The sequence below is a fragment of the Flavobacterium sp. B167r genome (assembly GCF_056824315.1).
The window spans coordinates 5,361,543-5,385,513 of sequence record NZ_CP124859.1 but is presented as its reverse complement, the minus strand read 5'-3'; the positions used below and the strand labels follow the sequence as shown (position 1 = coordinate 5,385,513).

General features: G+C 33.6%; 22 protein-coding genes. 7 read left to right on the top strand and 15 right to left on the bottom strand.

The features are described from left to right. Window positions 1-26 precede the first annotated feature (26 nt). The 8 genes from QLQ96_RS23480 to QLQ96_RS23445 form a co-directional block, all read right to left on the bottom strand. Window positions 27-614, bottom strand: coding sequence for an LURP-one-related family protein (locus QLQ96_RS23480; RefSeq protein WP_482493593.1), 588 nt, complete (start codon window positions 612-614; stop codon window positions 27-29). A gap of 90 nt (window positions 615-704) precedes the next feature. Continuing rightward, complete coding sequence (locus QLQ96_RS23475) at window positions 705-1,034, bottom strand: hypothetical protein (protein WP_482493592.1); 330 nt, start codon at window positions 1,032-1,034, stop codon at window positions 705-707. Continuing rightward, a complete protein-coding gene (locus QLQ96_RS23470) occupies window positions 1,035-3,173 on the bottom strand; it encodes a vWA domain-containing protein (protein ID WP_482493591.1) in 2,139 nt (712 codons plus the stop codon). A 70-nt stretch (window positions 3,174-3,243) separates the two neighbouring features. After that, window positions 3,244-4,209 carry a hypothetical protein gene (locus QLQ96_RS23465; protein WP_482493589.1) on the bottom strand — a complete coding sequence of 322 codons (966 nt, stop codon included), beginning with the start codon at window positions 4,207-4,209 and terminating at the stop codon, window positions 3,244-3,246. A 2-nt stretch (window positions 4,210-4,211) separates the two neighbouring features. Further along, entirely contained in the window at window positions 4,212-4,712 is a 501-nt protein-coding gene (locus QLQ96_RS23460; RefSeq protein WP_379697095.1) for an RNA polymerase sigma factor, read from the bottom strand. Between the two features lie 198 nt (window positions 4,713-4,910). After that, complete coding sequence (locus QLQ96_RS23455) at window positions 4,911-7,067, bottom strand: prolyl oligopeptidase family serine peptidase (RefSeq protein WP_482493587.1); 2,157 nt, start codon at window positions 7,065-7,067, stop codon at window positions 4,911-4,913. 169 nt (window positions 7,068-7,236) lie between these two features. Next, window positions 7,237-7,587: a hypothetical protein gene (locus tag QLQ96_RS23450; protein WP_482493585.1), complete on the bottom strand. Its 351-nt coding sequence runs from the start codon at window positions 7,585-7,587 to the stop codon at window positions 7,237-7,239. 11 nt (window positions 7,588-7,598) lie between these two features. Further along, the gene (locus QLQ96_RS23445) at window positions 7,599-8,435 is read right to left on the bottom strand and encodes a DUF6929 family protein (RefSeq protein WP_482493583.1); all 837 of its coding nucleotides are present in this window, start codon (window positions 8,433-8,435) and stop codon (window positions 7,599-7,601) included. Between the two features lie 211 nt (window positions 8,436-8,646). Between QLQ96_RS23445 and QLQ96_RS23440 the strand changes: the two genes are divergently transcribed. Continuing rightward, window positions 8,647-9,531 carry a PPK2 family polyphosphate kinase gene (locus QLQ96_RS23440; RefSeq protein ID WP_482493582.1) on the top strand — a complete coding sequence of 295 codons (885 nt, stop codon included), beginning with the start codon at window positions 8,647-8,649 and terminating at the stop codon, window positions 9,529-9,531. A gap of 196 nt (window positions 9,532-9,727) precedes the next feature. Here QLQ96_RS23440 and QLQ96_RS23435 read toward each other — a convergent pair whose 3' ends face one another. Continuing rightward, the gene (locus QLQ96_RS23435; RefSeq protein ID WP_482493580.1) at window positions 9,728-10,249 is read right to left on the bottom strand and encodes a hypothetical protein; all 522 of its coding nucleotides are present in this window, start codon (window positions 10,247-10,249) and stop codon (window positions 9,728-9,730) included. Window positions 10,250-10,441: 192 nt separating this feature from the next. On the opposite strand from QLQ96_RS23435, the gene QLQ96_RS23430 reads away from it, so the two are divergent. The 3 genes from QLQ96_RS23430 (at window position 10,442) to QLQ96_RS23420 (ending at window position 14,094) form a co-directional block, all read left to right on the top strand. Then, complete coding sequence (locus QLQ96_RS23430; RefSeq protein WP_482493578.1) at window positions 10,442-11,827, top strand: MATE family efflux transporter; 1,386 nt, start codon at window positions 10,442-10,444, stop codon at window positions 11,825-11,827. A 71-nt stretch (window positions 11,828-11,898) separates the two neighbouring features. Next, a complete protein-coding gene (locus QLQ96_RS23425; protein WP_072973177.1) occupies window positions 11,899-12,126 on the top strand; it encodes a hypothetical protein in 228 nt (75 codons plus the stop codon). A 33-nt stretch (window positions 12,127-12,159) separates the two neighbouring features. Next, entirely contained in the window at window positions 12,160-14,094 is a 1,935-nt protein-coding gene (locus QLQ96_RS23420; RefSeq protein ID WP_482493576.1) for an LTA synthase family protein, read from the top strand. A gap of 69 nt (window positions 14,095-14,163) precedes the next feature. Here QLQ96_RS23420 and meaB read toward each other — a convergent pair whose 3' ends face one another. The 3 genes from meaB to QLQ96_RS23405 all read right to left on the bottom strand — a co-directional run bounded on the left by meaB (window position 14,164) and on the right by QLQ96_RS23405 (window position 16,634). Continuing rightward, complete coding sequence (gene meaB, locus QLQ96_RS23415) at window positions 14,164-15,258, bottom strand: methylmalonyl Co-A mutase-associated GTPase MeaB (protein WP_482493574.1); 1,095 nt, start codon at window positions 15,256-15,258, stop codon at window positions 14,164-14,166. 269 nt (window positions 15,259-15,527) lie between these two features. Continuing rightward, window positions 15,528-16,169 carry an NAD(P)-dependent oxidoreductase gene (locus QLQ96_RS23410; RefSeq protein ID WP_482493572.1) on the bottom strand — a complete coding sequence of 214 codons (642 nt, stop codon included), beginning with the start codon at window positions 16,167-16,169 and terminating at the stop codon, window positions 15,528-15,530. 57 nt (window positions 16,170-16,226) lie between these two features. Then, the gene (locus QLQ96_RS23405; protein ID WP_113679775.1) at window positions 16,227-16,634 is read right to left on the bottom strand and encodes an RrF2 family transcriptional regulator; all 408 of its coding nucleotides are present in this window, start codon (window positions 16,632-16,634) and stop codon (window positions 16,227-16,229) included. Window positions 16,635-16,933: 299 nt separating this feature from the next. Here QLQ96_RS23405 and QLQ96_RS23400 point away from each other — a divergent pair, with 299 nt between their 5' ends. After that, window positions 16,934-17,845 carry an AEC family transporter gene (locus tag QLQ96_RS23400; protein ID WP_482493570.1) on the top strand — a complete coding sequence of 304 codons (912 nt, stop codon included), beginning with the start codon at window positions 16,934-16,936 and terminating at the stop codon, window positions 17,843-17,845. Window positions 17,846-17,957: 112 nt separating this feature from the next. After that, the gene (locus QLQ96_RS23395) at window positions 17,958-18,596 is read left to right on the top strand and encodes a peroxiredoxin (RefSeq protein ID WP_482493568.1); all 639 of its coding nucleotides are present in this window, start codon (window positions 17,958-17,960) and stop codon (window positions 18,594-18,596) included. 152 nt (window positions 18,597-18,748) lie between these two features. Here QLQ96_RS23395 and QLQ96_RS23390 read toward each other — a convergent pair whose 3' ends face one another. The 3 genes from QLQ96_RS23390 to QLQ96_RS23380 form a co-directional block, all read right to left on the bottom strand. Further along, window positions 18,749-20,986, bottom strand: coding sequence for a cation:proton antiporter (locus tag QLQ96_RS23390; protein WP_482493566.1), 2,238 nt, complete (start codon window positions 20,984-20,986; stop codon window positions 18,749-18,751). A gap of 173 nt (window positions 20,987-21,159) precedes the next feature. Beyond that, window positions 21,160-22,506, bottom strand: coding sequence for an adenylosuccinate lyase (purB, locus tag QLQ96_RS23385; RefSeq protein ID WP_482493564.1), 1,347 nt, complete (start codon window positions 22,504-22,506; stop codon window positions 21,160-21,162). 79 nt (window positions 22,507-22,585) lie between these two features. Further along, window positions 22,586-23,275 carry an SIR2 family NAD-dependent protein deacylase gene (locus QLQ96_RS23380; RefSeq protein WP_482493563.1) on the bottom strand — a complete coding sequence of 230 codons (690 nt, stop codon included), beginning with the start codon at window positions 23,273-23,275 and terminating at the stop codon, window positions 22,586-22,588. A 166-nt stretch (window positions 23,276-23,441) separates the two neighbouring features. On the opposite strand from QLQ96_RS23380, the gene cysC reads away from it, so the two are divergent. Beyond that, window positions 23,442-23,969, top strand: a complete 528-nt coding sequence (cysC, locus tag QLQ96_RS23375; RefSeq protein ID WP_482493561.1) for an adenylyl-sulfate kinase — start codon at window positions 23,442-23,444, stop codon at window positions 23,967-23,969. Window positions 23,970-23,971: the final 2 nt, after the last annotated feature.

Genomic DNA, 23,971 nt, shown 5'->3' with positions numbered 1-23,971 from the left:
CTTAATCTAAGTTTAACAACTTTCTGTTATTCTTTCAGAACCATGTCAATACACATTACGGCTCCTAAAATTAACTGTCTCAACGGACTATCTGCTGGAACTGTTTCTTCAATTTGAAGTACGTAATTATCAGCACTTGTGAAAAATTCTTTTCCTAATCCGGCCCATTTTTTATTTACTTGAGCCAATTGTTTGCCTTCATGCGAGAATTTGAAATCCCAACCTGTCCATTTTCCTTGAAGTGTTGCAACTGGTTTTTCGTTTTTATCCAAAATATCAAACTTTCCTCCAATCGAAAAGAATTTTTGTTTGAAAGTTCCAACCAAATGATCTTTTTCGTCCAAAACTTCAACAGTCGATCTAAAGATGGCAACGCCTCTTCTTACGGTAATTAGCTTTTCGCCAGAAGCGGTTGTAATTTCAATATTAAACGGAGTTGCTCTTTTGTAATCTGTAAATCGGAATACTTTTGTGAAAAAACCAAGATTGTTTTCTCGGCAGTTCATAATAATCTGATTGGTTTCTGGATGATATATATCGTAATTGTTTGCGGCTTTGAACATTCCAACATGTTCTTTTACTAAAAATAGATTTTGGCTTAAAATAGGATTCATACGTGTGTAAAATAATTTTAAAAAAATAAAGTCGCAAATGTAATAAAATATAGACGAATTATAGAGTTTCCGCAATTTGACTCCAGTGTCTTATTTTTTACTCGTTATAAGAATTGCGCCATTTGCTCCCTGATCTCCATAAATTAATTTAGCTTCTGGACCGTGCAATACTTTCAAAGACTCAACATCATTAGGGTTGATTTTAGAAAATCGTATACTATCAGTTATTTTTCCATCCAAAACATATAAAGGTTTAATGAAACCAGATTTAGAAGGCGCGCATATTATGATTTTAGAAGATTGAACTTGTGGCGCAGGAGCAGTCTCTTTTGTTTTTCTTGAAACCTCTTTCTCTTGCGCCATTGTTCCATAACTAAATAATATTAAAAAAGTGAATGAAAGTAATTTTATAATATTCATCTAATTGTATTGTTTTGCACCCTCAACCAAACGTATAAACTCTGCTTTGTAACCCTCTCCGTCATTTGAGTTTCCTTGTTTTGCCAGTTTTACAATTCCGTCAGAAGATTTGTCAGAGATTAACTTTGACTCTCTTAATTTCAATCCAAACCAAGCTACGGCTGAACTAAATTTCATGTCGTCACTCGCTTTTTCTAAAGCAACCGATTTGTTTTCGATTACCTGAACCATTTCGATGCTTTTTTCGCCGTCAGGTTTTTTGTAACGAAATTTAATTGTTGCCAATTCGCCACTGTAATTATTCGAATTAGTTTCTGTTTTAGTATATTTTAATTCGTCTGGCTGTGCCGTTAGATAATCGCTTTTTACACCCGCTGGAATAATTTCATATAAAGCCGTAACGGTATGATTGCTACCTAATTCTCCTGCATCAATGGCGTCATTTTTAAAATCTTCTGGGCGAAGTTTTCTATTTTCATAACCAATCAAACGATACGCTTGAACTTGCTTCGGATTAAATTCGATCTGGATTTTTACATCTTTCGCGATAGCAAACATCGAACCTTTGAATTCTTTTCCTAAAAAACGATTCGCTTCCTGAATGTTGTCGATATAAGCATAATTTCCGTTTCCTTTATCGGCCAAGATTTCCATTTTGCTGTCTTTGTAATTTCCCATTCCGTAACCTAGACAAGTCAAGAAAACGCCAGTTTTTCTTTTTTCTTCAATCAATTTTTCCATGTCAGAGTTAGAAGAACTTCCTACGTTAAAATCACCGTCTGTTGCTAGAATTACGCGATTGTTTCCGCTTTTAATGAAATTTTCAGTCGCAATTTTATAAGCCAATTCAATTCCTGCGCCGCCAGCAGTGCTTCCGCCAGATTGTAAATTATCCAATGCGTCAACAATTGTTTTTTTCTCATCGCCAGAAGTTGGGGCTAAAACCAGTCCTGCTGCGCCTGCATACACTACAATTGCTACTTTATCTTTCGGTCTTAATTCGTTAACCAAAATTTTTAACGATTGTTTTAATAAAGGCAATTTATTCATGTCGCCCATTGAACCTGAAACATCAATTAAGAAAACAAGGTTTGAAGCTGGTAAATCCTCAGTTGGAATATTTTTTCCTTGCAAACCAATTTTCAAGATTTTGTTATTTGAATTCCAAGGTGAATCGCTCACTTCTGTATTGATAGAAAACGGATGTTCGTTTTTTGGTTGCGGATAAGTGTATTTAAAGAAATTAACCATTTCTTCTACACGAACAGCATCTTTAGGAACTTGCTGACCGTTGTTCAAAAATCTTCTGATATTGGTATAAGAAGCATTGTCAACATCGATAGAAAAAGTTGAAAGTGGCGCAGTTTTCGGGCTTTCGAAAGCATTTTCAACAAAAGTGTCATAGTCTTCCTGAGTTGGCTCAGTAGGAATTGTCATGATATTTAATTTTTTATCCAATTCTTTTTCACTAAGGTTTTTGTAAAGTTCATCTTTGGTAGAAATTACAACAACACCATTTGCAGCTCTACTGCCATAAATAGAAGTTGCATCAACATCTTTTAAAACTTTTAAATCTTTAATATCATTCGGATTAATTTTTGACATTTGGTTGGCTTTTGCCGGAACTCCATCAATAATATAAATCGGCTCGTTTTTTGGAGCAACAGGAGCATTTCCGTGAACAACGATAGCAGGACTTGGAGCATAAAGAGCATTACTTTGAGCTGCCATAGCCACTTTGGCTTTTTTTCTTTCAGCACGTCTTTCAGCACGCTCGTAACTGCGATTGCTATATCCAGCATCGCTTGAACCATAACCTACAACTACAACTTCTTGCAATTGAGCACTAGAACTCTTTAATGTAACATTGATAATATTTGATGATTGTACATAAAAGGTTTGAGTATCCATGCCGACATAACTAAAAAGAAGAGCATCTCCTCTTTGAGCTTGAATAGAATACTTTCCATCAAAATCGGTTTGTGCATATTTTTTTGTGCCTTTAAGGTTTATTTGAACGCCCGGAAGAGGGATTTTAGATTCATCTGTAACTGTTCCAGTAATGGTTCTTTCTTGTGCTATGGTTACGAAACATATAAGCATAGCAATGGCTGATGAAATAAGTTTTAGACTTTTCATGATAATAAGTTTTAGAATTAATGTTGAGATTTAACTTTGTCAAAGCTGCAGACTTTGACAAAGTTTGAGATTATTTTTTCAGAGCCGGTTTTCCGTTTTTAGTAGTGATAATAACGACTCCTTTTTTTCCTTTTTCGCCATATTTAGAAGTGGCTTCAAGGTCTTGTAAAATGGTTATAGTTTTTATTTCCTGATTGTCCAAAGGAGCATACGGACTCGTTGGTTTTTTGCCAAACAAATCTTGTTCAGAATAATAAATGCCGTCAATAATGTATAGAGGATCATCTAAAATCATTAGAGAATCTACATTTTCAGGTTGAAAGTTTGGAAGCTCTTCCTGCATCATTTTATCTTTCTTCACATCATCACTATGCGCAATAGCTCTTCCGTTTAGCACAACTAAAGGAGCGCTTTTTTTAGCTCTTTGTGCTGCTGGTGCGGCAGAATAAGCAACTTTTGCGGATGCTCTTTCAGAATAACTTGCAGATTCCATATCTGCAGCCATTTCTTTTTTGGATAAAATTTTCTCCTCTTCACCAAAAGTTTCATTTGCTAAAACTTTTTCTGGCATCGCTGCTACTGCTTCCATTTGTGGAGCTGGTGGCGTTGGTACTAGAATAGGTTGTGCTTGAGGGATTATTTCCTGAATTGCAACTCGTTCTTTATGCTTAGTTTGATTTTCTAATATTTTAACCGCTTCTTCATTAGAAATTATTTCAGAATCTGAAGATGGAGTTGTATTTTTTTCATTCAAACTTGGTTTCTCTAATTCTTCTTTTTCTTCAAAGACTACTTTTTGAGTATCTGTTATAAGCTCTTTATCGGAGTGCAAAAACTGATAACCTAAAGAAATCAGTAAAAGAAGGGAAGCCGCAACAGCAATTTTTTTCCATAAAGCGATTGTTTTTTTGTCTTCCTTTTTGTCCAGTTTTTCTTCTACACGCGCCCAGACCTTTTCCATTCCTGGAAAGTCTTGAAACTCGGCTTTTTGCGAAGCTTCTTTTATTTTATCGAATAATTTATCTTGATTGTCCATGACTATTTTGCTTTTTGATAATACAGTTTATTAACCAGTTCTTTCAGTTTGGTCTTAGCGGCATTCAATTGTGATTTTGATGTGCCTTCAGAAATCTTTAGCATTTCGGCTATTTCCTTGTGTGAATAACCTTCAATGACAAAAAGGTTAAAAACAGTTTTACAGCCGTCTGGAATATGGTTTAATAAATTAAGTAGATCTTCTTCTTCTAATGTATTTAGTTCGTCGACAGAAGGCTGAGAAATCAGCTTTACGTCGTCCAAATACATGTTGAAGTTGGTTGCTTTTCTAATCGTTGCTAAACAATGATTTACAGTTATTCTTTTAGCCCAAGCTTCAAAAGCATAGGCTTCTTTTAACTGATCTAGTTTGGTGAAAATAGTGAAGAAAGCGTCGGCAAGAGCTTCTTCTATTTCTTCTTCCTTTTTTAAATATCTTTTGCAAAGGCGGTACAACTTAGGCGCCATGTATTCGTACACCTCGCGCTGGGCATCGCGGTGCATTTTTTTACAGTTTGCTATTTGAGTTTCGTTTATCACAATTGTTGTCTTTCTTATATAGAGAGAGAAAAAGATAAAAAGGTTGGGACAGAGTTGAAAAAAAAATAAAAATAATCATTTTTTGCTTTGTAGTGAAAGCAAAAAAAATCTGTAGAAGTCACTTAAGGCTTCTACAGATTTCATTAAATTATATTTGAACTTTTACTTTTTAAGCTGAAACTTAGTATTTCCAACCTGCCATAATGCAAATGCCCACATGTCTGCTTCATCACCGTAAGTAACATCTAAGTCACTTGAATGATGTCCGTTGGCATAGTTAACGTGCAACAAAATTGGATTTTCTGAGCTATTATAATTTTGCAATATTGCAGCAAATTTACCAGGTTCCCACGGTGAAACTCTAGGGTCATTAATTCCTGTACGAATGAAAGTAGCTGGATATTTTTCGCCTTTTTTCACTTTGCTTTGCGAATCCATTTCTAAAATATATTTTACATCTTCTTGATTTTTTAAAGTTCCGATTTCCGGAATTTGATTTGGCCCATTCGGAGAAGTTTCCATTCTAATAGTATTGGTACAGCCAACTTCAACTAGAGCTACCTTATAAAGATCGGGACGTTCTGTAATTGCTCTTCCAATTAATACACCTCCCATGCTTACTCCATTTCCAATAAGTTTTTCTTTAGAAGTATATTTTTCTTTTATCAAATATTCTGAACAAGCAATAAAATCTTTCCAAGTATTTGGTTTTTTAGCTTTCATTCCGTCAGCATGCCATTTATTGCCTTTTTCACCTCCTCCACGAGGATGCGCAAAAGCCACAATAGTATTTTGTTCTAATAAAGTCATTAAGCTAGATCCTACAAAATAAGGATATTGACTAATTCCATAAGCGCCGTATCCTGTAATATAACAAGGTGTAGAACCATCAATTTTGATGTTTTTAGGATAAATTATAGATAAAGGCACCATTACTCCATCGTGACTTGGTACTTCTACTTCTTTTACAACATAATTTTTGCTAAAGTCAGGAAAAGAACCATTAGCGGTTAATTCTTTGCTTTTTTCTAATTTTCCAGTTTGGGCATCATAATCATAATCTGTTGAAGGTGTAACCCAGCCATTGTTAAAAACCATCATGTCATCGTTTTGACGTGGACTTAATGGATATGATGCATTAGAACCCGTTGGAATTGGAATTTTTTTGATTTCTAAAGTTTTGGCATTAACTTGAAAAACTTCCTGATTGATTCCGTCGCTCAAATTATAGTAAATGAAGTTTTTAGACTTTCTTAATCTTCGTATAACCTTATCGTTTTCTGGAACTATAATCGTTGGATTATTAAAATCTGGATTTTTTAGACTTGTATACGCTAGTTTATAATTAGGAGCATTTTTATGAGTAAGGAAAAAAAGTTTATCACCAATAATTTGGCTATCTGTTATATCATCTTCATATTTCACTAATGGTTTCCAATTAATTTTTGATTTTCCTAGTTCTGAAAATGGCGCATAAAAAGAAAATTCTTCATTTTTTGTTGATCCAATATCTAAAATGATATACGAATAATCATCCGGTAATTTAACATAAGGAAATTGTGCAGCTAGAATTCCTAATTCAGGATTGTTTTCTCTTGAAGCCAATATTTTATCTGTTTTCGGATCAGTTCCAATAACATGTAATAAAGCTTTCATGTTCTTCAAAAAATCGTCACTTGTATTATCTCTCGTAGCCATTTGTGTATATGTTATGGCTTTACTGTCTGGAGTAAATTCAAAAGGAAATTCGCTCCAAACAGGCGTAAGTTTATCTGAAAGGAATTTTTTCGATTCGAGATCCATAATTTTTAGATCGCAAACTTCTGCACCGCCTTCAGATATGGTAACAGCTAATTTTTTATTATCAGGACTAATATTAAAATTGGTTATCGTTGCACCTTTAGTAATTGTATTAGGATCTAGCAATAAAATTTCAGCTCCATTTCTGTTTTTACGGAAATACAACTTGTATATGTTTTCTTGTTTTTTATTTTTTGTATAGTAGAAAATATCACCAACCTGTCTAATAGAACCGTATTGATCTCCGCCCAAAGCTTGAATTTCTTTCATTCTATTAAAAAGAGCATCGCGTCCTGAGATCGTTTTTACAATAGAATTGGTATAATCCGATTCGTCTTTGAACCATTTTTGAACTTCAGGATTGTTCATGTCTTCAATCCATCTGTATGAATCTGTGATTTTTGTTCCAAAATAATCATCTACAACAGGACGTTCGGGAGTCGTAGGATATTTGTACTGGGCTTGTGTGGCCTGACTGGTAATAAAAATTAAAAGAGCGAAAGCGGTTTTTCTGATCATTATTTTTGCAATTGGTTATCTTAAGTTATTTGATTTTGGTATACAAGACGCAATTTTAAGAAAAATGTTACATTTTATTTCATTAGCAATGTTAATTTATAGATTTTAATTTCTAAAACTTCGGTGTCATTATCTATTTTCTTTTTTGTAAGGAGTTAAACCATCAAATTTATTGGTTGAGGTAATTTTTTAGAATAGTTAGAAAATCTTGCTCGAAAGCAGTATCCGTATCTTGATTTGGAATTCTAAAACTTTTCACTTCAGGTAATACTCCAACTAGTAAAGAATTAGATTCCAAAGCTTCTAAAATTAAATCATATGGAGGCGCCATCATGGTTACAAATTCTTTGTCATTTTCTACAATCGAAAATTCATTTAGAAAAGCACGAATTTTTTCTTTGTCTTCAAAAATCAATATTGTTTCTGTACTGCTTTTACCTCGTTTGGTAATTATTAATTTTGAAATCGCACTAATCTGAATTAGGTTATTGAATTCTAAAAAATCAGGGAATTTTTTCATACTCGAAATTTTTACTTAATCGGCAATGTCAGTTTATAAATTTTAGTTTCTAAAAGTTCAGTATCATTGTCTTCGCAAAGCAAAAATTCAACTTTATTATTTTCTTTTTTGTATAAAGTCAGACCTTCAAATTTATTGGTTGCCGTAATTTTTTGAGTGAAATCTATTTTCATCGTTTTAACATCGATTCTTCCGATGAAGCTTCCTAGAATTTCTCCGTCATCATAAGTTGATTTTGTGTCTTCTGCGGTTGAAAGGAAATAGATTTTATCATCAACCAAAATCGCATCGGTAAAACTAGAACGAACGCCTTTTATTTTTGGAAGTTTATAATTGACAGAAATCAAAGCAAATTCTTCTCCTAGATTTTTAGCGTGAATCGTAAAAATGGTGTTTTTGTTAGAAACGCCATTTCCTCGATTGAATAAATACCAATTTTCTCCATCGAAAATAGCGCCTTCGAGATTGAAATCTTCGGGTTTTATTTCTCCGAAATTCTGCATTACGGCATACAAATCGACTAAATTATTTTTTTGTAAAACCGTTTTTGATTTCATATCAAATTCAATCATTTTATTTCGGTTTTCGGTTGAACCGGAACCAAAAACATAAAGTGTGTCGTTATGATGCGTTAAAGATTCAAAATCGGGTTTTAGATTTTTCGGAATATTTTGCGTCGGATTGTCAATTAAAGGATGTTGGTTTAATTGTTTGTTTTCGATATTGTATTCGTAAAGGAATCCGCTATTGTCGCCAATTACGTAAAGAGAGTTGTTGTTGAAGAATAATCCTGATGCAGAACCGATTCCGATGATTTGAAATAATATTTCTAATGTGAATTTTTCCATGAAGTTTTATTTTGAAAATAAGCGCCTAGCCCTGATAATAATGAAAATACTTTGAAAAGAAATTGCATTTTTTCCTGACATAAGAAAGCGACCGGCGGAAGCTCTTGTTATGGCTTTGGAAAAAAGCAATTTATTGAAAAGTATTGCAATGAATAGCAGGAATATGCTTCGTAAAATTAGTATATTTATAAGACAAAAAATTGAAAAAGATATGAAATCAATAGATCCGAAAGATTTTAAAGTTGTAGAAAAAATTAAACTAAAAAAAATTCCGACGTTATTGTCAGTAAAAGCAGATGACAATGAAAAAGAGGAAAAATTAGATAAAGTACAAGCCAAATTAAGCGATTTGCAAGATGTAATGTATGCGCACAATAAATACAGTGTTTTGATTTGTCTGCAAGGAATGGATACTTCGGGGAAGGATAGCTTGATTCGGGAAGTTTTTAAAGAATTTAATCCACGTGGGGTTGTGGTTCATAGTTTTAAAACGCCAAATTCGGCAGAGCTGGAGCACGATTATTTGTGGCGTCATTATATTGCGCTTCCTGAAAAAGGAAAGTTTGCGATTTTTAATCGAACGCATTACGAAAATGTTTTGGTAACGCGCGTGCATCCTGAATATCTTTTGGCTGAAAATTTACCAGAAATTAATTCGGTTGATGATGTTACGCCAGATTTTTGGAAAAATAGAATTGAGCAGATTAATAATTTTGAAAAACATATTGCTCAGAACGGAACCATCATAATGAAATTCTATCTTCATTTGAGTAAAGAAGAGCAACGAGAGCGTTTACTTCGTCGTTTGGAAGAAGAAAAACACAATTGGAAATTTTCGCCTGGTGATTTGAAAGAGCGCGGTTATTGGGACGAATACATGAAATATTACGAGGAAGCGATTAATAAAACTTCTACAGATCATGCGCCTTGGTATATTGTTCCAGCCGATGATAAAGAAATGTCTCGTTATATTGTAGCCAAAATTATCTGGGAAGAAATGAAAAAACACACGGATATTAAAGAACCAGAACTGGATGAAAAAACGGCAAAAAATATTGAGCTGTATAAAAAGGAGTTAGGTGAGAAGGCGAAATAATTAGTCAATTTGAAAATTTGCCAACGAGATAATTTATTTGAGACCCGACAGTTTTTTAAAACTTGTTGGGTTTATTTATCTACAAAATCTTCGATTTTTTATTTCTGAATTCTGTTTTTTTTTCAAATAAAAAACCCGACGGACTACTAGACCGTCGGGTTTTTACCAAAAACAAAATAATAAATTAAACCTATTTTTATAGTTTAAAACCATAAGCAACACGCAATGCTACTTGATTGGTTCTAAAATCTTTGTAATCCTCATAACGAACACTTAAGTCAATGTACTTGTTGGCATAACCAATTCCTGGAGACCATAAAAAGGTAGTTTGGTCGTAACCATTTGTTACTGCAAAACCAGCACCAACTTCTCCCATTACATAAAATTGATCTTTTAAGACAAAAGCTTTAAAACCTGCTTTTGCTGGAATAAATCCAAGATCTTTAATGTCATTTCCAGCGGCATCTTTTTTGCCGTTAAATAAATTAGTAAATCCCGTTGTTAAGGTTAATGATGTTTTTTTAGAAAGGTCGTATTGTAAACGTACGTCTCCACCAAGAGCCCAATCATAATCATTATCGGTAGGAAGTCCGCCGTTTACTCCAAATCCTAATCTAAAACCTTGATCGTAATTTGTCGCTTCTGTTTCTTGAGCGAATGTCGTGTTGGCAAATAAAAACGTGAACGCAGCTAGGCATAAGATTTGTAATTTTTTCATGGCTTATATTTTTTTGAAATTTCTATGATGTAAAATTATACGGAAGGCGTTTGGGGTTTGTTATAGAATTTTTAAAAATCGTTACATAATATTGAGTTCACCTTATTTTTGTCTTAAAATTGGGATATATTTTTATTGATAGGATAGAATTCGAAGCTTCTGATTATCTTTGCCGACTAAAAAAGAATACAAGTGAATTTAAAGCAGTACACCAAAGAGTTTTCGTATAATTTAAGACTAGCATACCCTATAATATTAGGTATGGTCGGACATACCTTAATTGGTATTGTCGATAATATAATGGTTGGTAAAATTGGAAGCACAGAATTGGCAGCTGTTTCGCTTGGAAACAGTATGATTTTTATAGCGATGTCTTTAGGAATTGGATTTTCTACAGCTATTACACCAATTGTTGCCGAAGGTGATGCAGAGAAAAATGATACTAAAATTCGATCTGCTTTTCATCACGGATTATTTCTGTGTACAATTCTAGGATTGGTGCTTTTTACCATAATTATGTTTGCCAAACCAATTATGGAATTGTTGAAACAGCCAGAAGATGTTATCGTGCTTGCAAAACCTTATTTGGGTTGGGTTGCTTTTTCTTTGATTCCGCTTGTGATGTATCAAGGTTATAAGCAATTTGCAGACGGAATGTCATTAACCAAATATTCGATGTATGCAATGGTGATGGCAAATGTTCTTCACGTGGGAATTAACTATGTTTTAATCTACGGAATCTGGATTTTTCCAAAAATGGGAATTGTCGGAGCAGCTTTAGGAACCGTAATCTCAAGAATATTTTTGGTGATGTTCATGCATATCATGCTTTCGCGAAGAGATGATTTAAAGCGCTTTTTTAATGGTTTTAGTTTTAATGAAATAAAAAAATCAACCATAAAAAAGATTATCAGCATCGGATTTCCTTCTGCCATGCAGATGCTTTTTGAAGTGGTTTTGTTTACAGCCTCAATTTGGCTTTGCGGAAATATCGGAAAAACAAGTCAGGCAGCAAATCAGATTGCTTTGAGTTTGGCTTCGATGACTTTTATGTTTGCAATGGGATTAAGTGTAACATCGATGGTGCGTGTTAGTAACCAAAGGGGTTTAATGGATTATAAAAAGCTGATTGTTGTAGCGCGTTCTATCTTTTTGCTTGCAATAATTTTAGAAACCATTTTTGCCATTTTCTTTGTTGTTTTCCATCAATATCTGCCTAATATTTTCTTGAATATGGAAAACACAGGACAAATTTTGGATAATGAAGAAGTAATTAGCATTGCTTCAAAACTGCTTTTAATTGCAGCTGTTTTTCAAATTTCTGACGGAATTCAAGTTGTGGTTCTAGGCGCTTTGCGCGGATTGCAAGATGTAAAAATTCCGATGTATATTACTTTTGTTGCGTATTGGGTTATTGGTTTTCCTATTTCGTATTATTTAGGAGAACACACCGAATTGAAAGCGCAGGGAGTTTGGATCGGACTTTTGGCAGGTTTAACTGCAGCGGCAATTTCTTTGTATATTCGTTTCCATTACTTAACAAAGCGATTAATTAAGAATTCAGTGCAGAATAATTAAATTTGAAAAATAATTACAACCACTTTCAAAGTGGACAAAAAAATAATGAATCACTTAAAAAATAAACACATATGGAATTACCTAAATTTTTACTTGGAGATAATACTGATTTTCCAGACGATATTTTCATCATTCACCTAGATTACCCAAGATTTATCATCAATTTGAAAGATGATGAGGTTGAGTTTTTAGAAGAAGCAGAAGATCTTGACGAAGCAGAATTAAATGCTGAAATGGAAGGTTTAATTGAAAAAGCTAATGAGTTTTATGATAGAGAAATAAACCGTTACGAAGAGTAATTTGTCTGATCTTACGTTCTTATACTATTTTTAATGAAAAATTTACGTTTCCTAAAACCGATTTTTAGTTTCATCGCAATCGGATTATTGATTACAACTCTAAGTAGAATATTTTTATTTTTTCTTTTTAAAGAAAGAGTAGAACAAACGCCAGATTTCTGGTATATTTTTCCAATCGGTCTTCGAATGGATTTGATTTTACTTTGTTATTTGTCGTTTCTTCCAGCATTGCTGATTACTTTTTTGCCGAATAAAGCGATAAAGTTTACCAACAAATTTCTGGTAATTTATAGTTTTCTGTTTCTGTTTCTAATTCTTTTTGTAGAATTAGCTTCACCAGATTTCGTAAAACAATATGATACACGTCCGAATAAGATTTTCTTAGATTATCTTATTTATCCAAAGGAAGTAGTCGGAATGCTTTTAAAAAGTTACCTGACTTCTATAATTGTAACTTTCCTTATTTTAGGCGTTGTGATTTATTTTGCGTTTAAAAAAGGAAAACAATTATTCTATACAACAAGTACGGATTACAAATTCAAATTAATGGTTTTTCCATTAGTGGCTTTTTTATTGTTTTTCGGAGCGCGTTCTAGTCTAACATCAAAACGTCCTATTAACGCAAGTAACGCTGTTTTTTCTACAGATCAGTTAACAAATACGCTTGGATTAAACTCATTTTATACGGTTGCTTTTGCGGCATATTCAATCAAAAATGAGGGAAATACCAAAATGTATGGTAAAATGGATGAAGCCGAAGCGATTGCTCGTGTAAAAAAATACATGGTTGCAGGACCAAACGATTTTACCGATGCTGAAATTCCGTTTTTGCATGTGCAGCAACCAGATTCTGTAATTAAGAAACCATACAATTTGGTGATCTTTTTACAAGAAAGTTTAGGCGCAGAATATGTTGGAATTTTAGGAGGAAAACCATTAACCCCAGAATTTGATAAATTATCAAAAGAAGGAACATTATTTACCAATTTATATTGTACAGGAACGAGAAGTGTTCGCGGAATTGAAGCAGTCGTAACAGGATTTTTACCTTCACCATCAGAAAGTGTGGTAAAACTTGGAAACTCGCAGCAAGGATTTTTTACATTAGCGGAAGCGTTAAAACAAAAAGGTTACGAAACTAGCTTCATTTATGGGGGAATGGCAAATTTTGACAATATGGCTTCGTTTTTCAACGGAAATGGTTTCAGCGATATTGTTGATCAGGAAGATTTTGATTCTGATGGAAACAAATATGCTTTCAAAGGAACTTGGGGTTATTCTGATGAAGATTTAGTTACTAAAGCAAATCAGTATTTTAAATCGAAAGGAGACAAGCCATTTTTCTCTTTGATGTTCTCAACTTCAAATCATGAGCCTTTTGAATATCCGGCAGGAAGAATTAAACCTTACGATAAAAAGCCAGCAACGGTAAACAATGCCATGAAATACGCTGATTTTTCTATTGGGAAATTCTTTGAAATGGCTAAAAAAGAAGCTTATTTCAAAAACACAATTTTCATTGTAATCGCTGATCACAATACGAGAACGTACGGTAAAAATTTAGTTCCGATAAATAAATTCCATATTCCAGCATTTATTATGGGGCCTGGTGTTGAAAAAGCAGCAACTTATGATAGATTGGCAAGTCAGATTGATATTCCGCCAACATTGTTAGGTTATTTAGGAATTCCTTTTGAAACGCCAATGGTAGGAAGAAACTTGACTAAACTAGATCAAAAAGTACAAGGAAGATCTATCATGCAGTTTAATGATATCAATGCTTTTAGAGTAGAAAATCAAGTGGTTATCATGCAGCCAAACTTGAAACCGCTTCAATTCGAAATTAAAAACGATACAGCTTTAATTCCTGTAAAACTAAATGAAGATTTAGCAAAAGATGCCTTGGCGCATGTTATTACAGCGGGTAACCTTTATAAGGAAAGTAAATATAAGCTTCGCAAAAAATAGGTTTTCACCATATAAGTGATATAAGAAAATTTAGTTATTCTTTAAATGAACTTATATTACTTATATGGTTTAATATCTTTTAGAGAAATACAATTTTAGTAAGTTATGAGCAGCTGCGAACGATGAAATTTCATTGTTTTGCACTGCTTTTTTGCTTTCTTCTAATAATGAAATAATTTCAGGCTGATTATAGAAATTTTGTTTCAGCTGATCATTGATCGTTTCCATCATCCAGAAATGATTTTGTTCATTTCTTTTTTCTTGGAAAAATCCGCTTTCTTTTGTTAGTTCAAAATAGTCAGAAATCGTATTCCAAACTTCAGGAATTCCGTCTTGTGTTAGCGAACTGCAAGTCGTTACTTTAGGTTGCCAGTTTGATTTTTTTGGAGGAAATAAATGCAGCGCCCGATTAAACTCAACTTTCGCCTGATTCGCTTTTTTTATGTTATCTCCGTCTGCTTTATTGATAACAATTGCATCCGCCATTTCCATAATACCGCGTTTGATACCTTGAAGTTCATCGCCTGCGCCTGAAATTTTTAAAAGCAAAAAGAAATCGACCATGCTATGAACGGCGGTTTCACTTTGGCCAACACCAACGGTTTCAATAATAATAGTATCAAAGCCTGCAGCTTCACAAAGAATAATAGTTTCTCGAGTTTTGCGCGCGACACCGCCTAAAGTTTCACCAGAAGCACTAGGTCGAATAAAAGCATTTTCATCTTTAACCAATTCTTCCATTCGGGTTTTATCGCCGAGAATGCTTCCGTGCGAAAGTGAACTGCTGGGATCAACCGCCAAAACTGCTACTTTTTTTCCTAATTCTGTTAGGTGTTTTCCAAAAGCTTCAATAAAAGTACTTTTCCCCACACCTGGAACACCCGTAATTCCAATACGAATTGATTTATTTGCATGTGGTAAACAGCCTTGAACGACTTCACCTGCTTTTTCAAAATGATCAGAATTAGTACTTTCAATTAAAGTAATGGCACGGCTAAGAAAAGTTCTGTTTCCTTCTAAAATGCCATTAATTAATTCTTGAGGAGTTGGCTGCTGTCTGCGTTTGTTTTTAATTTGATTTATAGCAGAAATATTGGTGATTTCGGGAGGTGAAATTCCAGCTTTTTCAGATATGCTGCCAGATGGTTTATTGAAATTTGACAAAACGCATTTTTTAGAAATGTAAAAGTACAGAAAACAAAAACAGTTTCAAAAAGTTAGTTTGCCACGAATTACACGAATTTCTACTAATTTGTTATTCTCAAAAGGAGTAAAAATAAGTTTGCCACGAATTTACGAATTTTCTTTTGAAAAACTATATCTGATTTTATTATTCGAATTAATTCGAAAAAATAATGTCAAAGATTTTAAAAAGAAAATTCGTAAATTCGTGGCTTAAAAAAAACTTAGAATCTTAGCAACTTAGTATTTTTTTAGTAACCTGCTGTAAACCTAACTTGATGGTGTTTTGGATTTTCTGTTTCATCAGCAATAACAACTGCTAAATCTTCTACAGATAAAATACTTCTTTGCTCGTCATTGAAAACAGGGTTTTCTAATCCTAAACGGTATTTTCCAGTTCTTCCTGTTTTAGTTCCAGCATGCATTTCGAAAGCAGGGCTAAAGAATGCCCAGTCTAAATCTTTTTCTTCTTTAATCATGTTTAAATAGTTTCTTGCTGCATTTGCACCGGCGAAAATTTCTTTTGGGAAATCTGGAGTGTCAACTGCTTGTAAATCTGGAGCAACGTATAAACTTCCTGCGCCACCGATTGTAATGAAACGTTTTACGCCCGATTTTTTAACTGCTTCTTGGATTGCTTTAGAACCCGCTAAAAAGTCATCATAAATGTTTGGGTTTGTCCATCCTGGGTTATAAGCATTGATAACAGCATCATGGCCTTTCAAAACTTCAGCCAAAGCATCAACATTAAAAATGTCTGCAGCAACCCAAGTCGCGTTTGCTGTATCTTTTGGAGTTCTTGCAATAGCAGTGATTTCGTGTTTTCTATCTGCTAATTCGTTTAAAATTGCTGAGCCAACAAATCCTGTAGCTCCGATAAGTGCGATTTTCATAATATATAAATTTGTTTAGTAATAAAAAATGTTACAGTTTTGATTAAAAAAATAGTTTTAAAATTGATTCGAAAAATCTTCCAATGAAATTCCTTCCAGCTGTGCGCTGACTTTCTGATTCATTTCACTATATAAATTCTCCAAATGCTGATTGATGTTTTTTCCAACAGGACAATCAGGATTCGGCTGATTTTTAGCAAAACCTAAACCAATCGTTTCAAAGGTCATTTCGAATATTTGTTTTAAAGTCAGTTCAGCAGCGTTTACTGCCAATTTTGTACCGCCATTTTTTCCTTCTTTACTTTCTACAATATGATGCGCTTTTAAATTGGCAATTTCTTTTCGAACCAAAACAGGATTTAAATTAATGCTCCCCGCAATAAACTCCGATGACAAATAATCATTGGGGAATTTATGCAGCAGAGTAAGAATGTGAATCGTTATGGCGAATTTACCTGAAATCATACTGTAATAAAATATGTTACAAATTTACATCTTTTTGTAACACAAAATACTAATTTAACTATTTTTTTTGAAATGAGTGAGTAATAATTAGTAAAAATCGACTGTTAACTAGTTGGTTGTAAAATGTATAAAGTAAATAATTAATAGATTTTAAAAATAAATCTGAGGGGTTATTTATTAAATGTTATATGTTTAACAAAAGAAAAACAGTAGTTAAGATTCACTAAAAAAGTTAATTACGAATCACTTTTCACTAATCACTAAATTAGAAATAGCTATTTTTGTTATGATCTTACAATATGAACAACTTTATTCTAATATTTCTCTTTCTCTCACTCGGTTTGATTTTACAGCGAGTGAAACAATTTCCTACTCATATTTATAAGACGCTTAATAAAATTGTTATCTATTTCTGTCTTCCTGCAATTACTTTATATCATATTCCGAAGATAAAATGGAGCAGCGAATTGTTGTTTCCAATAGGAGCGGGGTGGATTACTTATATTTTGGCTTTTATCTTTTTTCATTTTTTAGGAAGAAGAAATGGGTGGTCAAACAAACTGATTGGATGTTTGATTTTGACAGCAGGATTAAGCAACAGCTCGTTTCTGGGTTATCCGATTATTGAAGCTTTGTTTGGAAAAAAAGGTTTAGAAACTGCCGTTTTGGTCGATCAGCCAGGAACTTTTGTGGTGGTTTCAACACTTGGCGTTTTCACTGCGGCTTTTTATTCTAAAGGAAGTCCGAATGCTTTGGGAATTTTCAAAAAGATTATTTTGTTTCCGCCTTTCATCATGTTTGTTATTGCTTGTTTAATGAATATTTTTCAAGTTGATTTAAACGAAAATCTTCAATCTGGATTACTGAAAATTGGAAGTTTGGTAACTCCTCTCGCATTGCTTTCTGTTGGTTTGCAATTGACTTTCGACAGAAGAAGTCAGCATTGGAAGTTTTTGCGTCTCGGTCTTTTCTTTAAACTGCTTTTAGTTCCTTTTGTAATTTTTGTGCTTTATGTTTTCATATTTAATCAGCATTCTGAAGCAATAAAAATTACCATTATGGAAACCGCTATGGCGCCCATGATTACAGGTGCAATCTTAGCATCAACTTATGGATTGAAACCCAAATTAAGCAGTATGATGATTGGTTTCGGAATTCCGATTTCTTTTGTTACGCTTGCTTTTTGGTATTTTATTCTAAATTTCATTTAAGAGTAAAATAGTAATTATATCGACAAAGTAGAATTTTAACTTTTTTTAACCTTTTGAATGTTTTCTAAATGTATTTTTTAGTTAATTTTAGAGGAACTAAAAAATATAAATTATGTCAACATTAAGATTAGGCGATATAGCTCCAGATTTTCACGCAGAAACCACGCAGGGACCAATTAATTTTCACGAATGGTTAGGAGATTCTTGGTGTGTTTTATTTTCGCATCCAGCAGATTTTACTCCTGTTTGTACGACTGAATTAGGAACTGTAGCGAACTATGTTCCAGAATTTCAAAAGAGAAATACAAAAGTTATTGCTCTGAGTGTAGACGGCTTAGACTCACACAAAGAGTGGATTAAAGATATCAACGAAACTCAAAATACAGAAGTTAATTTTCCAATTATTGCTGATGAAGACAAAAAAGTAGCGAATCTTTATGATATGCTCCATCCAAATGCAAGTGACAAATTTACAGTGCGTTCTGTTTTTGTTATCGGACCAGATAAAAAAATCAAATTGACTTTAACATATCCAGCTTCTACAGGAAGAAATTTTGACGAATTGCTTCGTGTAATTGACAGTTTACAATTGACTGCAAATTACAGTGTTGCGACGCCTGCAAACTGGAAAGACGGAGAAGATGTGGTTATTGCGCCAGCGATTCCAGATAGCGATATTCCAGCTAAATTTCCAAAAGGGCATACGCCAATTAAACCTTATTTGCGTTTGACTCCGCAGCCGAATAAATAATCTAAGATTCTGAGATGCTAAGTTGCTAAGATTCTAAGTTTTTAGCTAGCGTAATAAAATAAAAATGCGTTTAGATTTTCAATTTATGAGAATCTAAACGCATTTTTTAATCTCAGTACCTTAGAAGCTTAGCAACTTAGTATCTCAGAATCTTATTTAGCCGCCAACAAAGTCGCCATTCTTTTTTTATCTCCTACAACCCAGAGAATATCATTTTTCTCTAAAATTAAACTAGATTCTGGGTTTAATATACGATTTCCGTTTCGTTCAATTCCGACAACCATTCCGTCTGTTTTGGCTCTAAATTGACCGATGCTTTTTTGAATGAATTCGTCTTGCGAAACTTCCAATTGACGTAAAACAATATCGGTTTCTTCTACTTTTACAGGTGGTTCTGTTTCGTTTTGGGTTAAGAATTTTGTAAACTCAGTAATTTGGGCATCAGTTCCAATTACGCAGATTTCATCGCCAGGGAATAAACGTTCGTTTTTAGTCGGAATCGGAATTGTAACTTCTCCTCGTTTAATGTAGGCGATATTGATTCCCAATTGCTCACGAATTTTAAGTTCTTGCAAAGTTTGTCCAACCAAGTTAGATTCTTTTTTTATTTCAAAGAAAGACATGTGTCCGTCCCACGGCATTAAATTAGCATATCTTCGATCAATCTTTTTGTTTTCGCGATCGTTGAAGTTTTTCAAAAAGTGATTTTCAATTTTATGATATTGCTCGTTTAGTTTTTTAGGGAAAATTTGATACGCTCCAATTGCAATAATCAGTGCAACGAAAGCAACCAAAGGAGAGAAGAAAATATTCAATAAAAATCCGACAAAGAATAATCCAAGACTCATTCTTATCAAGATAAGCATTAAAAGTGCACCACGATATTTACGTTCTTCCCAAAGAGTTTCAACTTCATCTACTTTTACACGACGAAGCGAAAGCGCCCATAAAAATGGTGCAATTGCAACCAAAGTCAGTAAAGCGGCTAAGGTATTTCCGAATCTTGTATCGGCAACCAATGGCGCTACAAACTTAGAAGACAATAGAATAATCGCCGTAATAATAATGGTGTGAAGAATAATTTGTGTGATTGAAGAACGAAGCACAATCTGCCAAGTACTTACCGATTTAATTGCTTGGGCATTCACACTATATCGGTTAATATTTTTAACCCATTTTTTAGGCATTTTTGATTCTAAGAAGAGAGCAAAACGCTCCGAATATTTAATTAAAAATGGAGTAGTAAATGTGGTAATTGCAGATACGGCAACAATAATTGGATATAAGAAATCGCTCGTAACTTTTAAAGTCATTCCGAGAGTTGCAATAATAAACGAGAACTCTCCAATTTGTGCCAAACTCATTCCGGTTTGAACAGATTGTTTTAAAGGTTGTCCCGAAATCAAAGCTCCGATAGAAGAACTGAAAGCTTTCCCAAAAATGGTTAGTAAAGTAATTATCGCAACAGGAAGCGCGTAATTTATCAATGTTATCGGATTAATTAGCATTCCGACTGATACGAAGAATACGGCTCCAAAGAAATCTTTTACAGGCTGAATTAAATGTTCAATTTTTTCTGCCATTGTAGTTTCAGCAATAATAGATCCCATGATGAAAGCTCCTAAAGCCGGAGAAAAACCAACATTTGAAGCAAAAATTACCATCATTAAACATAACGCTAAAGAAATAATTAAAAGCATTTCGTCTGTTAAAAGATGCTTTGCTTTTTTGAAAATAGTCGGAATAATAAAAATTCCTCCTAAAAACCAGATAATTAAAAAGAAAATCAGTTTTAAAACAGATTGCAGTAAGGCAGCACCAGAAACCTGATCGCTTACCGCAATAGTTGATAATAAAACCAACATCAGAATGGCTACAATGTCTTCTACGATCAAAGCTCCGAAAACAATTCCGACGAACTTTTTTCCTTTAACTCCCAATTCATCAAAAGCTCTAATGATAATGGTTGTCGATGAAATAGAAAGTGTTGCTCCCAAGAAAATACTATCCATTTTTCCCCAGCCCATCCACTGTCCGACACAATAACCAATTACGGTCATGAATAAAATTTGTGTTATGGCGGTGACAGATGAAGTACCTCCAACCTTCATTAGTTTTTTAAAGCTGAATTCGAGACCTAAACTAAAAAGTAAAAATATAACCCCGATTTCTGCCCAAACTTCAACACTTTTCATGTCAGAGATTGAAGGGAAAAAATCAAAATGGTTTCCAGCTAAAAATCCTGCAATCAGGTAACCTAAAACCAAAGGCTGTTTCATTCTTTTAAATATTAGAACGGCAATTCCGGCAGTCATTAGGATTAACCCTAAATCACTAATTAAAGGTTGTAAATGGTGCGTAGTTTCAGCTGCGGCATTTAATGCAATCATATAAAGCGTGGTATTTTTTTAAGGGACTCAACCAGCTTTCATTAAAATGAAATTCAAAAAACTCTTATTAGCCTAAAAGAGGAGTGAAAGAATCTGGTTTTAGCCTCTGGATTTAATAAAAAAAGCTATCTCGATAAAGATAGCTTTTTTTGATAAAATATTTGGTGTTTTTCTTAAATTCCTGTGTAATTACTAGGTGTTATAGCTAATAATTCTGCTCTAACTGAATCTGAAACTTCTAAAGTTGCAATGAAATTATGAATCGCCTTTTTGTCGATTGCTTCATTAGTTCTTGTTAAACCTTTTAGAGCTTCGTACGGATTTGGATAAGCTTCACGACGTAAAATGGTCTGAATAGCTTCTGCCACAACTGCCCAGTTTCTCTCTAAATCTTCAGCAAATTTATTTTCGTTTAAAAGTAATTTGTTTAAGCCTTTTAAAGTAGCTTCAAAAGCAATAATTGTATGTCCAAAAGGTACCCCAACATTACGTAAAACAGTGCTGTCAGTTAAATCACGCTGTAATCTTGAAACAGGTAGCTTAGCTGCTAAATGTTCGAAAATAGCATTTGCAATTCCTAAGTTTCCTTCAGAATTTTCAAAATCAATTGGGTTTACTTTATGGGGCATTGCAGATGAACCAATTTCTCCTGCTTTGATTTTTTGTTTGAAATAATCCATAGAAACATACGTCCAGATATCACGATCTAAATCGATTAAAATGGTGTTGATTCTTTTTAAAGCATCAAAGAAAGCAGCAAAATGATCGTAATGCTCAATTTGAGTTGTTGGAAATGAATGTTTTAAGCCAAGATCGGTTTCAACAAATTTGTTTCCGAATTGTTTCCAGTCAATTTGTGGGTATGCTACGTGGTGCGCATTAAAGTTTCCTGTTGCTCCACCAAATTTAGCTGCAAACGGAATGTTAAACAACAAACGCATTTGTTCTTCTAAGCGCTCTACGAAAACCAAAATTTCTTTTCCTAAACGAGTAGGAGAAGCTGGTTGTCCGTGTGTACGTGCCAACATCGGAATGTCTTTCCATTCAACGCTTAATTCTTTTAATTTTGCTATTACAGCAATTAAAGTTGGCATGTAAACATCCTCAAAAGCTTCTTTTGTAGAAAGTGGAATAGCCGTATTGTTAATGTCTTGAGACGTTAATCCGAAGTGAATGAACTCTTTGTATTGAGATAAACCTAATTTTTCAAAAGCATCTTTAATAAAATATTCAACCGCTTTTACGTCGTGGTTGGTTACTTTTTCAGTTTCTTTAATCCAAAGCGCATCTTCTGTAGAGAAGTTTTTGTAGATATTTCTCAAGCTTTCAAATAAGCTAGAGTCAATACCTTGCAACTGAGGCAACGGAATTTGGCATAACGCAATGAAGTATTCCACTTCAACTAAAACGCGGTATTTTATTAAAGCTTCCTCAGAGAAGAAAGGTGCTAAATTTTGAGTTTTGTTTCTATATCTTCCATCAATTGGCGATATAGCATTCAATTCGTTTAGAGTAGTCATTGTTATGTTGTTTTTTCGAAAGGTGCAAATATAAACAGAATTTAGCGATTACAGGTAATTAAAAAGCGCATTTGTGCATTCAAATTGAATTTAATCGATCTCTTAAATCGGCAACTCCCTCCGAAGCAAATTTTGCGATTGTTTCAACTTTGTTTCTAAGATTCGGAATTGCAATTGGTTTCGGATCAATATAAAAAACTGGCGTTGTGCTTGGCGTATAAGCAATTAATCCAGCAGCGGGATAAACTTGTAACGAAGTTCCAATTACAGCAAAATAATCTGCAGTTTCTGTAATGTCAATCGCTTCTTCGAGTGCTGGAACTTCTTCGCCAAACCAAACAATATGCGGTCGCAATTGATGCCCGTTTGTATCTAAATCTCCCGTAAATAAATCTTCGGTCCAATCTAAAATTAGGTTTTTATTTTGCGTACTTCTCACTTTTAATAATTCGCCATGTAAGTGTAAAACGTTTGTACTTCCTGCGCGTTCATGAAGATCGTCAACATTTTGAGTGATAATTTGCACATCGAAATCCTTTTCCAATTCAGCCAAAATAATATGACCAAGATTAGGATTTACTTCTTTCAGTTGCTGGCGTCTTTTGTTGTAAAAATCTAGAACCAATTCTTGGTTTTTATGCCAGCCTTCTGGAGTTGCAACTTCCATTACATCATGTCCTTCCCACAAGCCATCGCTGTCACGAAAAGTTTTAATTCCGCTTTCAGCGCTGATTCCTGCTCCTGTTAAAACAACAAGTTTCTTTTTCATTTTGAGTTTTATTAAAAGATAAAAATAGTGATTTCTTTATTCAAATGTTTGGTAAATAGTAAGGATTAATGGTGATTTTTTATATAAAATAAAGGGTATTTATACTCTTTGTGTCTCGTTCTGAATTAATTAGTTTTAATGTTCATTTGCTAAAAGTGATGCTAAAATGATTTTAATTCAATTTACAGGATTATCTGGTTCGGGAAAAACGACGCTGGCAGAAAATGTCAGACATCTTTTGCTTCAAAATAATTATGAAGCCGAAATTGTAGATGGTGATGTTTACCGGCAAACAATCTCTAAAGATTTAGGGTTTTCTAAAGAAGACCGCTGTGAAAATGTAAGGCGACTTTTTAATGTTGGACGAAATCTGATTGAAGAAAAGAAAATAGTTCTCATGTCGGTTATTAATCCGTATGAAAATGTTAGAAATGAATTAAGGTCTTTTGAATTCGTGAAAACAGTATTTCTGGATTGTTCTATTTCAAATTTGATTGAAAGAGATCCGAAAGGATTGTACAAAAGAGCATTGTTGCCAGATGATGATCAAAACAAAATTAGAAGTTTTACAGGAATAAGCGATGTTTTTGAAATTCCGAAAAAAGCAGATTTAGTTTTAAAAACAGATTCTGAAACCGTTTCGGTTTCTACTGATAAACTCTACAATTTTATACTTAGCAATTTAAATCCTTAAGG

Coding starts and splice junctions, on each gene's coding strand:
- QLQ96_RS23450 (WP_482493585.1), bottom strand. CDS start 7,587: ATGAAAAAATTCCCTGATTTTTTAGAATTCAATAACCTAATTCAGATT.
- QLQ96_RS23380 (WP_482493563.1), bottom strand. CDS start 23,275: ATGAAAAAGAAACTTGTTGTTTTAACAGGAGCAGGAATCAGCGCTGAA.
- QLQ96_RS23425 (WP_072973177.1), top strand. CDS start 11,899: ATGGAATTACCTAAATTTTTACTTGGAGATAATACTGATTTTCCAGAC.
- QLQ96_RS23420 (WP_482493576.1), top strand. CDS start 12,160: ATGAAAAATTTACGTTTCCTAAAACCGATTTTTAGTTTCATCGCAATC.
- QLQ96_RS23435 (WP_482493580.1), bottom strand. CDS start 10,249: ATGAAAAAATTACAAATCTTATGCCTAGCTGCGTTCACGTTTTTATTT.
- purB (WP_482493564.1), bottom strand. CDS start 22,506: ATGACTACTCTAAACGAATTGAATGCTATATCGCCAATTGATGGAAGA.
- QLQ96_RS23480 (WP_482493593.1), bottom strand. CDS start 614: ATGAATCCTATTTTAAGCCAAAATCTATTTTTAGTAAAAGAACATGTT.
- QLQ96_RS23390 (WP_482493566.1), bottom strand. CDS start 20,986: ATGATTGCATTAAATGCCGCAGCTGAAACTACGCACCATTTACAACCT.
- QLQ96_RS23465 (WP_482493589.1), bottom strand. CDS start 4,209: ATGGACAATCAAGATAAATTATTCGATAAAATAAAAGAAGCTTCGCAA.
- QLQ96_RS23400 (WP_482493570.1), top strand. CDS start 16,934: ATGAACAACTTTATTCTAATATTTCTCTTTCTCTCACTCGGTTTGATT.
- QLQ96_RS23470 (WP_482493591.1), bottom strand. CDS start 3,173: ATGAAAAGTCTAAAACTTATTTCATCAGCCATTGCTATGCTTATATGT.
- QLQ96_RS23395 (WP_482493568.1), top strand. CDS start 17,958: ATGTCAACATTAAGATTAGGCGATATAGCTCCAGATTTTCACGCAGAA.
- QLQ96_RS23475 (WP_482493592.1), bottom strand. CDS start 1,034: ATGAATATTATAAAATTACTTTCATTCACTTTTTTAATATTATTTAGT.
- QLQ96_RS23455 (WP_482493587.1), bottom strand. CDS start 7,067: ATGATCAGAAAAACCGCTTTCGCTCTTTTAATTTTTATTACCAGTCAG.
- QLQ96_RS23405 (WP_113679775.1), bottom strand. CDS start 16,634: ATGATTTCAGGTAAATTCGCCATAACGATTCACATTCTTACTCTGCTG.
- QLQ96_RS23460 (WP_379697095.1), bottom strand. CDS start 4,712: ATGCACCGCGATGCCCAGCGCGAGGTGTACGAATACATGGCGCCTAAG.
- QLQ96_RS23440 (WP_482493582.1), top strand. CDS start 8,647: ATGAAATCAATAGATCCGAAAGATTTTAAAGTTGTAGAAAAAATTAAA.
- QLQ96_RS23445 (WP_482493583.1), bottom strand. CDS start 8,435: ATGGAAAAATTCACATTAGAAATATTATTTCAAATCATCGGAATCGGT.
- cysC (WP_482493561.1), top strand. CDS start 23,442: ATGATTTTAATTCAATTTACAGGATTATCTGGTTCGGGAAAAACGACG.
- QLQ96_RS23410 (WP_482493572.1), bottom strand. CDS start 16,169: ATGAAAATCGCACTTATCGGAGCTACAGGATTTGTTGGCTCAGCAATT.